Source organism: Leptolyngbya sp. CALU 1928, from assembly GCF_056784215.1.
In genome coordinates this window covers 294,554-308,962 of record NZ_JBXBCE010000018.1, presented here as the reverse complement: position 1 = coordinate 308,962, position 14,409 = coordinate 294,554, and the positions used below count along the sequence as shown (strand labels likewise).

General features: G+C 47.7%; 14 protein-coding genes. 7 read left to right on the top strand and 7 right to left on the bottom strand.

Going from position 1 to position 14,409, the window contains the following annotated elements:
- Positions 1-64 precede the first annotated feature (64 nt).
- The 3 genes from AC1S5B_RS24175 to AC1S5B_RS24165 all read right to left on the bottom strand — a co-directional run bounded on the left by AC1S5B_RS24175 (position 65) and on the right by AC1S5B_RS24165 (position 2,345).
- Positions 65-379: an Mpo1-like protein gene (locus AC1S5B_RS24175; protein WP_482038214.1), complete on the bottom strand. Its 315-nt coding sequence runs from the start codon at positions 377-379 to the stop codon at positions 65-67.
- Positions 380-595: 216 nt separating this feature from the next.
- The gene (locus tag AC1S5B_RS24170) at positions 596-1,099 is read right to left on the bottom strand and encodes a sterol desaturase family protein (RefSeq protein ID WP_482038213.1); all 504 of its coding nucleotides are present in this window, start codon (positions 1,097-1,099) and stop codon (positions 596-598) included.
- Between the two features lie 166 nt (positions 1,100-1,265).
- On the bottom strand, positions 1,266-2,345 hold the full coding sequence (locus tag AC1S5B_RS24165; RefSeq protein ID WP_482033858.1) for an ISAs1 family transposase: 1,080 nt from the start codon (positions 2,343-2,345) through the stop codon (positions 1,266-1,268).
- Positions 2,346-2,785: 440 nt separating this feature from the next.
- Here AC1S5B_RS24165 and AC1S5B_RS24160 point away from each other — a divergent pair, with 440 nt between their 5' ends.
- Positions 2,786-3,946, top strand: a complete 1,161-nt coding sequence (locus tag AC1S5B_RS24160; protein ID WP_482038212.1) for a hypothetical protein — start codon at positions 2,786-2,788, stop codon at positions 3,944-3,946.
- 86 nt (positions 3,947-4,032) lie between these two features.
- On the opposite strand, the gene AC1S5B_RS24155 is transcribed toward AC1S5B_RS24160, so the two are convergent.
- On the bottom strand, positions 4,033-4,422 hold the full coding sequence (locus AC1S5B_RS24155; RefSeq protein ID WP_482038211.1) for a sll0565 family protein: 390 nt from the start codon (positions 4,420-4,422) through the stop codon (positions 4,033-4,035).
- A 41-nt stretch (positions 4,423-4,463) separates the two neighbouring features.
- Between AC1S5B_RS24155 and AC1S5B_RS24150 the strand changes: the two genes are divergently transcribed.
- Complete coding sequence (locus tag AC1S5B_RS24150; protein WP_482038210.1) at positions 4,464-4,769, top strand: DUF6439 family protein; 306 nt, start codon at positions 4,464-4,466, stop codon at positions 4,767-4,769.
- A 20-nt stretch (positions 4,770-4,789) separates the two neighbouring features.
- Here AC1S5B_RS24150 and AC1S5B_RS24145 read toward each other — a convergent pair whose 3' ends face one another.
- Complete coding sequence (locus AC1S5B_RS24145; protein WP_482038209.1) at positions 4,790-7,960, bottom strand: tetratricopeptide repeat protein; 3,171 nt, start codon at positions 7,958-7,960, stop codon at positions 4,790-4,792.
- 57 nt (positions 7,961-8,017) lie between these two features.
- Between AC1S5B_RS24145 and AC1S5B_RS24140 the strand changes: the two genes are divergently transcribed.
- Positions 8,018-8,167 carry a hypothetical protein gene (locus tag AC1S5B_RS24140; RefSeq protein WP_482038208.1) on the top strand — a complete coding sequence of 50 codons (150 nt, stop codon included), beginning with the start codon at positions 8,018-8,020 and terminating at the stop codon, positions 8,165-8,167.
- A gap of 26 nt (positions 8,168-8,193) precedes the next feature.
- On the opposite strand, the gene AC1S5B_RS24135 is transcribed toward AC1S5B_RS24140, so the two are convergent.
- Positions 8,194-8,742, bottom strand: a complete 549-nt coding sequence (locus AC1S5B_RS24135; RefSeq protein WP_482038207.1) for a hypothetical protein — start codon at positions 8,740-8,742, stop codon at positions 8,194-8,196.
- Positions 8,743-8,993: 251 nt separating this feature from the next.
- On the opposite strand from AC1S5B_RS24135, the gene AC1S5B_RS24130 reads away from it, so the two are divergent.
- The 4 genes from AC1S5B_RS24130 to AC1S5B_RS24115 all read left to right on the top strand — a co-directional run bounded on the left by AC1S5B_RS24130 (position 8,994) and on the right by AC1S5B_RS24115 (position 12,782).
- Positions 8,994-9,587, top strand: coding sequence for a Uma2 family endonuclease (locus AC1S5B_RS24130; RefSeq protein WP_482038206.1), 594 nt, complete (start codon positions 8,994-8,996; stop codon positions 9,585-9,587).
- Positions 9,588-9,754: 167 nt separating this feature from the next.
- Positions 9,755-10,879 (top strand): site-2 protease family protein, encoded by a 1,125-nt coding sequence (locus AC1S5B_RS24125; protein ID WP_482038205.1) that lies wholly within the window; start codon positions 9,755-9,757, stop codon positions 10,877-10,879.
- Between the two features lie 110 nt (positions 10,880-10,989).
- Entirely contained in the window at positions 10,990-12,312 is a 1,323-nt protein-coding gene (locus AC1S5B_RS24120; RefSeq protein WP_482038204.1) for a cytosine deaminase, read from the top strand.
- Between the two features lie 65 nt (positions 12,313-12,377).
- Positions 12,378-12,782, top strand: a complete 405-nt coding sequence (locus AC1S5B_RS24115; RefSeq protein WP_482038203.1) for a hypothetical protein — start codon at positions 12,378-12,380, stop codon at positions 12,780-12,782.
- Between the two features lie 89 nt (positions 12,783-12,871).
- Here AC1S5B_RS24115 and cbiB read toward each other — a convergent pair whose 3' ends face one another.
- Positions 12,872-13,852, bottom strand: a complete 981-nt coding sequence (cbiB, locus tag AC1S5B_RS24110) for an adenosylcobinamide-phosphate synthase CbiB (protein ID WP_482038202.1) — start codon at positions 13,850-13,852, stop codon at positions 12,872-12,874.
- Positions 13,853-14,409: the final 557 nt, after the last annotated feature.

Here is a 14,409-nt window from a genome sequence, read left to right as displayed (position 1 = left end):
CAACTCAGAAGAAAGTTGAAAGGTAATTTTGAGGTCTAAATTTTGAGTTTTGAATTCAAAACTCTCACCCTCTCGCCCCTTTGCCCCAGACTAAAACTTGGCGTAACCCAAACCAGTTTTCAAACGACCAGGATAGGGATGCCAGAATCGTGATTCCGGGATATTTGACAAACGCAGGTTCATTTTTCTCAAAAAAAGCATGACCGCCCAGTGCAAAAACCTGGGTCAATACCAGACAGATCAAAGTGATGCGCCACTCAATAAATAGGAAAATAACAGCCGCGATCGCCAATAAGTTTGTCAGATGGTGGAGTGCTTGGTTAATCGGATTTTGGTGACTCGCAACAAAATGCGCTTTTGCCTCACTAAAATAGCTCACAGCCTATACAATGCCTCCATTTCACAATAATTTTGGGAAAGAATGTTGGAACGATAGCACAGGCTTTTCAAACGACACCAGAGTCAAGGAAAATCTTTGGAATTGGGCGCTGTGTAGCAGAGATTAGAGGTCGGATTATAGGGTTGAAGAGATCGGTCTATGGCTACGTCTGATTGCGTGTCCTAAACCGTTCTGGATAGTGCGATCGCCCTCGGTTTACCACCATTTCAATTCTAAATAGCTGCGTTTTGGGTAGGACTGATCTTCGTCGGTAAGCCATTCCACCGCTTTATAGGTGCCAAAAACATGATCCCACCAGTCTACGCCTAAGCCAAAGTTGTGATGCCACATATTGTATTTGTGGTGCACATAGTGGACTGGCATTTTCATCCAAAAGCACTTAGTCGGATTTTCATGCTGAAGCTGATGGGCGTAGGAGGAAAAAGCCGCGTATACGACCGCGCCCAAACTCCAGCCAATGCCAGCGGGTAGAGAGACAAAAAACATCGGTATCAATAAAATAACCGTGCCTTTGACGTAATCCAAAAACTCCCAGACAACTCCCTGCCCTTCATTGCGGCGATGGTGATCCCGGTGACGTTCCCCCAATTGCAGCGGTTTATGCATGAGTCGATGAATCCAATATTCCACCAAACTGGCAAGCACAAAGGCGATCGCAAAACAGCCGATTCCAATACCTACCGGGAGAAGTTCAATCATGCTCATCCATTCCTCGCATTCACTTCTTCAAAGTATAGAGTTCTAAGCAGCTTACTAACTGTTAACACCAGTGTTGCTCTTTCAACAAATCAAATAAGCGTTGCTGAGTAGTGGGAGGAATTGCTCTCATCCCCAGCCCTTCTCCCGATGCAGAAGCAGGGCTGATTCATTGGCAGAAGGAAAATAGGCGAGGGATATCATGAGCAACCTGTCGAATCGCCTGAGTCAAAGAGTCAAACCCATGCTGCCGGAAGAGATTAAGGGCAAAGGTTCGCACAATTGCCATATTAATCAAAGCGTGACCCTCACACAGTGGAGTCGTATCTTCTTGAAAGACCACATCTTTACACCAGTGGAGGCGATTCTCAATGTGCCAATGCTGCCGGATACGACGGGCAAACTCGGCGGCATCGGTTGCCAGCGAACTGATATAAAACACCGTCTGTGAAACGGGTATGCCTGCTCTTAGTCCGGTGCGTTCGACCCGAATCACTCGTTTAAGAGCGACCCAACTTGGGTCAATGGTGGCACTTGGCTCCAATACACACACACGGCGTTGGGTTGAGCGATTGCGCGTCCGCTCTGAGTCCACGTGACAACTGAGGGGAGACGAGTGTTCAAACTGCTGCTGGATTTGGGCTAATAATTTGGGTTGATTCCCTTTGATGGCAATTAAGTAGTGGTTCTGACTGGCTATAATTTGCTGAACTGTTTTTTTTTTGGCGTGCAGGGCATCAAAACTAAAACACACCCCTTGCAACTGAAGGTGCTCCAACAAGGTTTGTACCGTTACAATTTCACTACTCGTTTTGTTGTGCATGGATTGCACCCCAACGACCAGTCCCAGTCGAGTGCTGACCACCGACACCACACTGACAAAATCTTGATACGCCTGGTCGTAATCTCTCAGACTGACTCGGATGCTCTTGCCGTCAACGGCACAAGCGGCTTGCTCTTCCAGCTCAACCGTTTCCTGTGCCCATTGATTGAAAACCTCGGTTAACGCCTCAAAGTCCACTCGCACCAAAGCGCGGCGAATCGTCGAGTAGCAGGGTAACCGCTCATAGGGCACTTCGAGTACCCCTAACAATTGGGTTTGATGGCGCTCCACAAAGCACGCGATCGCTCGATACCCCACACACCCGCTCATCGTTGCCATCAGTACCAGCAACAAAATCACCCACAATGGATACTGGGGTTGGGTTCGATAGTCTCGTACTTGTTTGAGAGCATCAATCAGGCTCATGGCTAGCTAGGGGTGAAAGAGCATCACCCATTATCATTTTTCTACCACTGATGAACTAGCCCTGCGATGCAGAAGGGAGCCAAAACTCTTGTTTCTGCGCCTTTTGGGAGAGGGCTAGGGTGAGGGTAGCTCAGATATTTTCATCCCAGGATTCAGCAATGCCATCAAAATAATGCGGATGGTGTGAGTTGTGCCCCTATGGTTTTATGCGATTCAGCTTGCCTAATTTCTATTTCAGCAAAATTTATACAAATGCCTCTAAAGACTGAGTAGCTAAAAGGCGCTTTTCGTTATCTTTCTCACGGGAGTAACAATTGCCCAAGTTGATGGGCAAGCGATCGCTTATACAAAAAAAGCAGGGCTTAACTATGTTTGGCAAAGCTAATCAACTGCTTTGCATGCCCTCGTAGGTCTGCATCTGAGAGCATAAGGAGATAACAATGGTAGATTCAACAAATTTTGATCTGAGTGTCAATTCCGGGTCGAATATAGGAATGACTGATCAGAATTCTTTAAACTCAGGACTGTCTCAAACCGCTAGCCTTTTTACTGAAGCCATTCCAAGCGTTCCTTCCCGGAGATGGTTAGGCTTTTCTAGCAGTCCGCCTGCACCTGCGCCTGCTGGAGAGTTAGAGACATCGCTGGTCAATATTGTTAATTCCTTGGATGAAATTCAGGGTACTGTGACCTTGGCAGACGGAGTGCTGGTTAGTGCAATTGATTCACCCTTTGGCGCTTTAACAGGAACGGCGAACGTCACTGACTTAGCAAACAATTTCCTAGACACCCTGAGTCAGGTGAATGGAACGTTGAATCTTGCTAATGGAATCGCCTCTGGAAATTTAGATCTAGGAGACGAAGACTTTGTTGGTAGCTTTAATTTTGCTCAACTGGTTAGCAGTTTTGTAGGGGATTGGATTACCACATTAGATGGAACGGTGGCATTTCAAAATGGACAGATTGCAATCGATTTGCCAACATCGCTGGGAAATGTGGCAGGGACGATTGATTTTGGTAGCGGTCAGTTAGTGACAGACCTCACTACGCCCTTTGGAGATGTTGATTTTGCGATCAATTTTCCTCAGAACGCTCAGTACACTTTTCCGGTAAGTGGCTCAGAGACGACGATTGACCTAAATACAGGCACGGTAGCTATTGACTTACTTGCTCAGGTTCCCGGTGGCGAAGCGGTTGTGCCTCTAACAGCACTCTCAGGAAATGTCACGTTTTTAGATGGAACCGCGATCGTAGCATTGGCTACCCCGTTGGGTTCTTTCAACTTTAACTTTGATGCAGCTACAGAAGTGACTGAGGGACTGTCTGAATTCTTAACCAGTGTTAGCGGCACTTTAGCGATCGCTAATGGTAGCTTAATCAGCGACCTAGGTTCATCGGCAGGGGCTTTTGCAGGTACTTTCAATCTGAGTCAGCTAATCGCTGATTTTATTCCACAAATACCGCAATATTCAGGCACCGTCTCGTTTACAAATGGCATCGTAGTAGCTGAAGGCACCACTCCCTACGGCGATTTCGATACAACTTATGACTATGGGCAATATTTAGACGAGGTTGCCCTATTTGTAGGAGATATAGTTGTCTAAACGGTGAATAAAGTAACAGTTTCTCTAGAGGGGTGCTTGATGAGATGCCCCTCTAACTTGGCTTTGCACTTTATCTCTGTGAACTGCTATCCATTTTGAGATGTCCTTGGTGAAGGTTGAGGAGAGGGTTGAGGCTGTTGTAATACTGCGATCGCCATGAACCAGCCAATCACCATGCCTAGCCCACCAAAACGAACAATTTGCCAAAATGGTTTCTCCCAACTAAACAAACGGCTTTCTAGCTTCATTTCTAAGTCATCCAGGTTATCTTGAATGTGCTGAAGTTCTACTTTGAGTTCTGGGGAAGCAGTGTTTTGAAGTTGGCGCTTAATGTGTGCTTGGCGCTGCTGTAGAGTGGCTTGAGTGGCTTGGGCTTGTTGCACTTGGCTATGGCGATCTTTGAGTTCTTGCAGCGATCGCTCCACTTCCATCAATTCCTGCTCAAAATTCGGTTCATCAGTGCCAGGGTGAGACATAGTACAGTAAGAATGATTAGCACCCTTTAAGGATACTGCTCATGACAATAGTGAACGGTTTTATCCCAGTTTCCGAGTTGGATGAACCCGGTAAAAAAGTACCAAGCTTTGCAGATTTTAGCGCGGAGGAACTAGCGCAGGCGTTGATGACAAAGCTGACGATCACCGACAAAGACTGGCATCGTCTTAAGGCAAACCGGAAAGCGAGAGCTTCTGAGCAAGCGATCGCGGCGCTGGTTTTCTTGCTCAAAAATCAGCCCGAAGAAGCCCTACCCCGATTGCAACAAGCTGTTAACTGGCTTGATCGCTCCATTTCTGCGCCCCCCTGCGAAACCCATGGCAAATAGTTAAATAGCGACTTTTGCCCTTACAAGCCATTGCCAATTAGGATAAACGGTGCCCAATAGAGCGGACGATAGCCGTCATTAATCAATTGGATTTGCGCCTGTCGTAGAGCTTCTGCCTTGGAACCACCCTTTTGTAGCGCCTCATAAAATTCACTCATCAACTCGGATGTGCCGTCGTCTTTGACTTTCCAGAGAGATGCGATCGCAGCACGTGATCCAGTCCGCTGCATCTGATAGCCAAACCCCAAAATCTCCAGCCCAGTGCCCAACTTACCGCCTAATCCTGTTTCACAGGCACTCAGCACGAACAGCGACACATTCGGCAACTTCCAGGCTTCGATTTCCCGCAAAGTCACCACATCGCCATCGCCCAACACAATGAACGACTCTTCTGGTGTGCCACCAAATTTCGCGTGGGTTGCCAAATGCACGATCGCAGATTGGGGCATTTGCGCCAGTAAATTCTTGCGGTTGAAGGGCTGGTTAATCAGCGCTTTGGTATTGGGAATCGTTTTGGCAACCTGTTCCACTTCCGCTTGGGTAAATTTAAGCGGCTCAAAGGTATAAGCAGTTCCCGCCACGGTGACTGTTTTTCCCTGAGTTAAGGCTCCTGTTAGGGCAGTGGGCGATTCTCGTGAGAGATCCGCTTTGCGGAATCGCATATCGGGCGTATCAATTGGAGTCAGCGCCAATGCGGTTAAATAATTAATCTGGTAGCGTTCAGTCAGCCATTGCGTGCCATCATGCAGCGCTGCTAAGGGCACATAGCGCATCTGTCCATCGGGCGCATAGACGATTGTTTGCACCTTGGCGGCTTTCAGTTCTGCATCGATCGGCTGCACAAGCCAGGTATAAAGCTGTTGGGCAGATTGGCGAATTTTGGATAATGCCGCGAGATCCGTGTCGGGAAGTAATGTCCGAAACGTGCGAATTTCCCGTTCAAACTCAGCCCGTTTAACGTTAACTGTTTTGCGAATCGGTGGGCGATCGGGCATAAACAGCACCAGTTCTAGGCGATCGTCCAGAATCAGCGGATAAAACAGGGCTATGTTTTTGCCGAGCTTTTGAATCCGAGCTTGCACGTCTTTGTAAGCAGGTAGCGTCAGGTTTTGCGTGGCTGCCGTTTTTTGCAGTTGTGCCATCAACGCCATCACTGCTGGACTGGATGCAGTTTGAGCGATCGCTGGATTCTGCTTAAACGCTTGCACAATCTCCCGTTCCTGCGGCAACAGTGGCAGCCCCTGCGCCGTCAACTGATTGCCCTTGATGTCCTTTAAATAGTCTTGAAGTTCCTGCACCTTGAGCAAATCTAGCACTTGCATTGCCTCCATGATCCGGTTTTGCTTTAGGAGCAAATCCGCAAGATGGCGATAGGTACTGGCTACGGATTCCGTGTAAGAAGCTTGTAAATCTTGAGCGAGTGCGCGAGTATCTTGCCGAATCGATTCACTCACGTTAACCGATTGTTTGTAGAAAATAATAGCGAGGTCTACTTGATTCTGCTTTTCTAAAACCGAACCAATGTCTGCAAGAAAAATTCTCTCCCCTTCTCGGCTTTTGGTTTCTTGCTGAACTGCAAGGCTTTTCTGGTAATACTCCATTGCCTTGGGATAATTACCAAAACTCTCGTAGATGCTTCCCAGACCTCCTAATGAACTTCCTTCACCTGCTCGATCCTTAAGATCTCGAAAAATTGCTAAGCCCTGCTCACGGTATTTAATTGCCTTTGCCTGGTCACGCAGAGCGCTATAGACATTTCCAAGATTTCCTAATCTGCTTGCTTCTCTTTGTGGGTCGCTGATTGAGCGAGCGATCGCCAAACTTTTCTCGTAATAGTCGATCGCGGTCGTATAGTCGCCAAGCTTGTAATAAGCACCTCCCAGATAACCCAGCATAGCCCCGTGCAATTGGTGAGCGCCCCGGAGCTTTGGACCTTGGCGTGTCGGCAACCCTTGTTTGTAATAACTAATCGCTTTAGGATAATCGCCAAGACTGTAATAAGCATTTCCCAAATAGGACAACACGACTGCTTCTTGAATACGATTGCCAAACTTTCGTATAATCGCTAAGCTGTTTTCGTAATATTCAATGGCTTTCTTATGACTACCCAGTTCGCTATACGCGTTCCCCAAATCATTTAAAGCTTTGGCTTCCTCTAGACTGTCTCCGTTCTCCCGCGCAGTGGCTAACCGCTGTTCTAGTTGTGCGACTCCTTTAGAATAGTTGCTAAGCGCGAGATCAGTGTATGCAAGGTCACTTCCGGCTCGCCCTTCCAATGCCGTGTCACCAGAGGCTCTTGCAGGCTCACGGACGATCTCTAGGCGGCTTTCTTGATGTTCCCTTGCCTTCGCATAATTGCCGAGCTTGTGATAAGCATTTCCTAATTTTTCCATGATGGTTTCTGCTTTCAAGAACGCAGTAGCTTGATCTTGAAGAACACGGGAGATCTGTAAAGCCTTTTCCCAGGATTGAATCGCAGCTTCAAACTGATTGCCTTGCTCTTGCTCAATCCCCCGTTGCCATAGCGCAAAGCCATTACCTCTAAGAACCATATAACTCTCTTCAAGATTGCCTCGTGCCTCGAAGATTACAGAGTTATCTTGCAACTTTTCGGCAAGCGCCACACCCTTCTTCTGCAACTCAATTGCCTTGATATAGTTACCAACCCCAAAGTAAACAAACCCCAAATCTCCTAGAGATCTTATCTCTCCGACTCGATCGTTGCTTTTTCGATAAATTGCTATAGTTTGCTCAACAGATGCGATCGCCTTAGGGTGATTTCCGCTTCGGGAGTAAGCTAGCCCCAGTCTTTTTAATACTGCCACTTCAAGTTTTTTATCTTTGATGGCTCTCGCGATCGCCAAACTTTGCTCAGAATATTCAATCACTTTGGCGTAGCTTTTGGACGCAAAATAAGCGCGCCCTAAATTAGCCAGTGCGTTTCCTTCCCCGCGACGGTCTTTAATAGCTCGATAAACCTGTAAAGCACGCTCTAGAGGCTGCAAAGCATTTTCAGGTTGTCTGGATTCAATCTGCTCAATCCCCTGCTGCAATAATCGCGCAGCTTCCGTTTTTCGCTGTGCTGCCGTCTGTGCCCCGGTCTGCGCCATTCCCGGCACTGCCACCAGCGGAGCCAGACTCACCAAACCCACCATCAATCCTGCGAACGCGATCGCTTTTTTGGTACGCATAACCTACCTCTCTTGTAACATCCTAGTTCCTCACTCCGACGTGGCTGAGTTGATGCCATGACTTCAAACCAATACCGCCGCGATCGCTCTAAAATTCCCCTCATTTCCTCCTTTTTGCTGTTGATGGTTGGCAAAACTTCTGGAACCCAAGCACATCCTAGGATCGGTTGGCGAGGGGAAAAGCGTGTACTTGACTTCCCCCTGTGACCAGAAGACATTTAGGAACGCTAACGTTAGCACTCGTAATAGGTATAACCCGTAAACCAAGAGCCACTGCGACAGACATTAGGACGAGTGACTGAATCAACAATCATCATAAACAGCCTAGCGGACACTTCATTTGCCTTCTGTTGTCTAGCACGTTGCTCAGCAATGTAGGCTTGTTGCTCAGCCGGAGAAAGGCTCTCAAAGTATTTCTGGCGACGGTCAGCTTCTAGGCGCTGCTTTTCAGTCGCCGCTTGTCTAGCGATTTGTAGTTCTTCTTGACGCTTTTTTTGAGCCTCAAGGCGTTCTTGTCTTTCTTTCTCTAGCTGTTCTCGACGTTCTCGCTCCTCTTGACGACGTTTCTCCTGCTCAACCATGTTAAGACCGCGCTCTATGGGAGCTAGAATGTCACCAAAACCAAATCCAACTACCTGAACCGGCTTTGCGGCACTGGGTAAAGCCTGACTCGACAAAGGTTGATTGGGCGATCGCCCGATTGTTTGATTGGCGGCAAAACAGGGAGAAACGCCAGAGAATGAAACCAGGGCAAGACTAGATAACGCAACAATAAATTTCATAGAATTCTGTTCCTTACTCCAAAAAATGCTGAAAGTATTTAAGAGTTAGACGTTTACGCCTTCGTCTCCCTAACCCTATCGATTACAGATTCATCACCATCTCATTTGCGAATTATGCAAATTCACTAAAAAACTATTATTTGTAGACTCGCTCATGGCTTTTAGAGCTAGTTGCCACTCTCAAAGCCAGAGCAGATTGAGCCAGTCAGCGATCGCTAGAGTAAGGATGTCTTCTCACCTGTCAAGCTGCTATGAGTGCCGTCCCCCAACCCCACAAAATGACTGCTGAAGCCTATCTAGCCTGGGAGACCCAGCAAGAAACTCGCCACGAATACCTGAATGGAGAGATCTTTGCTATGAGTGGCGGCACCTTAGCCCATAATGACCTTGCTATTAACCTGTTGAGTCTGATGCGCCCAACTGTACGTGCCAACAATTGTCGAATCAATATGGCAGATGCCAAAGTTAATGTTACTAAGCTCAATGCCTACTTTTACCCTGATGTAGTCGTCAGTTGCCATCCTGAAGACTTTGCCGCCCAGGATCCCATCACTCATCCAACACTGTTTGTCGAGGTTCTCTCTCCCGGCACTCGTGGCTATGATCGGGGCGATAAGTTTAAGTCTTACAGTGCTTTATCTAGTCTCCAAGAATATGTTCTGATTGATACAACACAAGTCGCGGTGGACTACTTTCGGCGGGGAGAAGGACGGATGTGGCTTTGCACGTTCTATGAGGCAGGTGAAACTTTGGCGCTACACAGTTTAGGGATTGAGGTTGCAGTGGATGCGATCTATGAAGGAGTGCGCCTTAATCTTGATTGCCCTGTTGAATCTGAAAATTAGTGCCTTGTTGCCTTTTTCCCTAGTCCCAATTAACCGAACTGAGACGGGCGGTAATTACGTCGAGGGAAGTATTAACAAGTCTTTTACATTTCGTTACAGTAGGAACATGAAAAAAGAAATGACTCTATTAAATCTAGATTGCTCAACCTACATCAGAGGTCGCGGGTATGAATAACAACATTCGTGTTGGCAGTTTGTTTGGAATTCCCTTTTACGTCAATCCATCTTGGTTTTTGGTGCTGGGATTAGTCACCCTCAGCTATGGCACTGGATTAGCAGCGCAGTTTCCAACGTTGCCTGGTGGCGTTTCCTGGGGACTGGGCTTGGTCACTGCACTACTGCTATTTGGCTCCGTTTTAGCTCATGAGTTGGGACATAGTTTTGTGGCACTGAAGCAAGGAATTGGCGTAAAGTCGATTACTTTATTCCTATTTGGCGGCTTAGCCAGTTTAGAAAAAGAATCGGAAACCCCAGGGGATGCTTTTTGGGTGGCGATCGCCGGACCTTTGGTTAGCCTATTAATTGCGGGTTCTGTAACCCTATTGGCGGCGCTGACTGGAGTTTCGGGTCCACTGGCTGCAATTCTTGGCGTGTTGGCTTCTGTCAATCTGGCGCTGGCGCTGTTTAACCTGATTCCTGGCTTGCCGTTGGATGGTGGCAATATCTTAAAAGCTTTGGTTTGGAAGATTACGGGCAATCCCTACAAAGGCATGAAGTTCGCAGGGCGTGTGGGTCAAGTTTTTGGCTGGCTGGCGATCGCGTCAGGCATCCTGCCGCTCGTGTTGTTTGGGGCTGGCATCAACTTTTGGAATGTGCTGATTGGCTGGTTTCTGTTGCAAAATGCGGGTCAGGCTGCTCAGTACGGCACAGTGCAAGACAAACTGGCAGGGCTGACCGCCGCCGATGCGGTGATTGCAGACAGTCCTGTCGTAGCGCAATCGCTGAGCCTACGAGAGTTTGCTGATCAGCGAATTTTGGATGTGAAGAACTGGCGTCAGTTTTTAGTCACTGATGACGATGGACAATTGGTGGGCACGATCGCGATAGACGATCTAAAAACGATCCCCAGTGCGCTTTGGGCAGAAACCCCGGTGCAAACTCTGGCGACTCCGATTGAGCCATCATTGACAGTGACCGGCGATCGCCCTTTATCAGAAGTCGTGCAACTGCTGGAAGAGCGCAAGCTAACTGCTTTATCAGTGGTTCAACCCAATGGTATGTTGGTGGGTCTACTGGAAAAAACTGCCATCATTGACTTGCTAAAAAATCGTGTTGAAGCAATTCCTGCTTAACGCACGTTGATCAATAAGCAACCAAAGGGACGAAGCGTTTAATGCTTCATCCCTTTATTTTTGATCATGCTTAGTCAAATGTCCTTCTCAAACTTCTTTTCTCTTTACCTATGATTCCCAACACTAATCACTATTGGCTGCGAAATGCTCATGTGCCAGCGTCATTAATGGTGCAAAGCCGTGATTGCCCAGGTTCGTCAAAATCTATCGTGCAAGATGAGTTACTGCTCGTAGATATTGAAATTGTGAATGGCGCGATCGCCCACATCGTCCCCACTAGAACAACGACATCTGATCACGCCTCTGTTGATCTACAAGGCGGCATGGTATTTCCCTGTTTTGTGGATATGCACACCCATCTCGATAAAGGACATGTATGGGAGCGGGCACCGAATGTGACAGGCACCTTTGCCGATGGGCTAGAAACGATTCGTCAAGATGCTGAACAGTGGAACGTTGAGGATGTTTATCGCCGCATGGAGTTTGGCGTAAAGTGTAGCTATGCTCATGGGACGAAGGCAATTCGCACTCATCTCGATGCTGGTGGCGCGTTGGCAGAGGTGACGTTGGAGGCATTTCGAGCCTTGCGCGATCGCTGGGCAAACCGAATGATTTTGCAAGCCGTTTGTTTAGTGGCTTTAGAGGATTTTTTGACTCCCCAAGGTGAAAAACTGGCAGATCAAATCGCCGAACTGGGCGGTGTTTTAGGCGGGTTTGCCTCCATGAATCCAGCGATTGAACGGCAAATTGATCGCACTCTGGCGATCGCTCAAGATCGCAATTTGGATCTTGATCTGCATGTGGATGAAAACAATAATCCCGATTCTATTTGTCTGAGAATTGTAGCGGAAGCGGCTTTGCGGCAGCAGTTTCAAAAACAGATTGTCTGCGGTCACTGCTGTAGTCTTGCTGTGCAGCCTATTGAAGAATACACAAAAACGATCGCCCTTGTTAAACAGGCAAACATTGGCGTTGTCAGTCTACCGATGTGCAATCTATATCTACAAGATCGACAATCCGAAAAAACCCCTCGCTGGCGTGGCATAACCTTACTACATGAACTGAAACAGGCAGGCGTTTCAGTGGCGATCGCCAGCGATAATTGTCGTGATCCATTCCATGCATTTGGTGACCATGATCCTTTAGAAGTCTTCTCTCTGTCCGCCAAAATCGCGCACCTCGATCGCCCCTATGGTGATTGGTGCCGCGCCATTACATCCACTCCTGCCGATTTAATGGGGTTGCCCACCGTTGGGCGAATTGAGGTCGGCTTGCCTGCGGATCTGGTTCTCTTCAAAGCGCGGCGTTATAGTGAATTGCTGTCGCGATCGCAACATGATCGAGTAGTGTTGCGAAACGGTATCGAGATCGATACGACATTGCCAGATTATGCCGAATTAGATGATTTGCAAACCGATCACAATTGCGCTTAAGAGGGATCAACAAATTCATCAGATATGACTAAGATGAGAAAGGTTTTTTATTGTAATTTTGCTCAATGACTTCTACAAATTTTTCTTTAGATCCTGAAATCAAACAGTTACGCGAAGTGCGTCAAGGCTTTCTGCGGCTCCATAAAGCCCTATTAGATGCGGAGCGAGATACCTATGAGCAGCATTTTGGCAAAATCCAAACCAATGGCGAGTTTTTTCAATTAGTCATTAGCCATGAATGGTTCGATTGGCTGCGTCCCATGTCTCAGTTTATCGTGCAGGTTGATGAGTTGATGGATGACAAAGACGCGATCGCTGCCAGCCAAATTCAAGATCTTTTACAACAAGCGAAAACCTTGCTCAAAGCATCTGAGGACGGCACTCTTGCTGAACAGCGCTACGACCAAGCAATCCAACGCAGCCCCGATATTGCCTTCATGCACGCGGTTCTTTTAAGCACTCTACAGTGAGTCTCAAAAGATTTTTTAGCGCTAGTTATTTGAAAATTGTTATCCAATAGTTTTCAAGTTACGCCTGGTGCGATCGCCTAACAAAACATTCAACCTTGCGATAACCAGTGCGCTAAAACAGCGATCGCCAGCCAGAGCAAAAAGCACTGTTGAGTGAGGCGAAGCGCCGCAAAAATATGGTCTGGCGCGATCGCTTGGGTTGCATTTCCCAATAACGGCTTTTTTTGTTCAACGCCGCGATACCAGTTTGTTCCGCCTACTTGCACACCCAATGTCGCCGCATAGGCAGCCTCGCTCCAACCAGAGTTGGGGCTGAGATCTTGGGGAGCATCCCGCCAGCAAACCTGCCAAACCTGCCAAGGATTGCCAGACAGAATGGAGAGCGTCAATACGACGAGACGACAGGGTAACCAGGTTAAAGCATCATCCAATTTGGCGCTAAACCAGCCCAAGTCAGTGTAGGGGGCAGCGCGATAGCCGACCATCGAATCAAGGGTGCTGGCGGCTTTATAACCCAACGCCAGAGGGACACCCCCGATCGCTGGAATCAATGATCCGGCGATCGCATAAAACAATGGAGCCATCACGCCATCGGTTGCATTTTCGGTGACGGTTTCCAATACAGCCCGGAGAATTTCAGACTCTGACAAATTTTCGGTATCTCGCCCTACATAGCGGCTTAAGCGCGATCGCGCTTGCTCCAAATCTCCTGCTTCTAACGGCTGAAGGACTTCAATTGCCGCATCTCGCAAACTGCGTCCGGCAAAACAGCTTGCCAGCAAAATCACCTCTGTTACAAAACCGATCAACGGGTGAATCTGCTTAGCTACATCGATAATCAGCCATCCTGCCAAGCCACTCCCCAGCACCAATCCTAGCCCCAGCCCAATGCCAGACAATCGCAGGGCTATCGCGGAATCAAAGGCTTTGAAAGCTCGTTGGGTATACTGAGAAATCAGCCAGCCCATCCCCTGCACTGGATGCCACCAATTCCAAGGATCGCCGACTCCATAGTCTAGCAAGGCTGATAAAATCAGAATTAATTCTGCGCGGTATGAGCTAATTGTCATTTAAGTTTCATTGAATACTCAGAAAGCTCTGTGAACAAGGAGGTTAAGCCCCTTATCTTTGCAATTTTGCCAATCTGCTTGACGTTTATCAACAGACCTTCGGACATGAGCAAGTATGTTGGGCACCGATCGCGGATTTTCACCTTGTCGATCCTCAAATGCTGATTCACCAAATTTTGCCATTTTTAGCGATCGCCTAATCATCGCAACAATGCTCCTGCACAAGTTTTCATGGCTGAACTGGATTTTCGGGACTATTGAGGATCATTGCCTAAACCTAATTCTCAAGATTGGGGCAATCGCCATACGCCAACGCAAGTTGAATTGCTGTCAAAGGTGCAAATAGTCCCTGACAATCGCATGATCCGACCCAGCAGAAGCAATCATCAAAACTACATCATCTAGAACAGCGAGGTAAAGCAGCGATCGTTACAACTGGCACCAAGATTCTTGCCTATACAGCAAAATCGACACAAAGTACTTGCAGCAATTCCAAATTCAAAAATTTAAGAGGAATCAGTGATAGGAGAGGGGTCTGCATCGGAGAGCATAAAGTC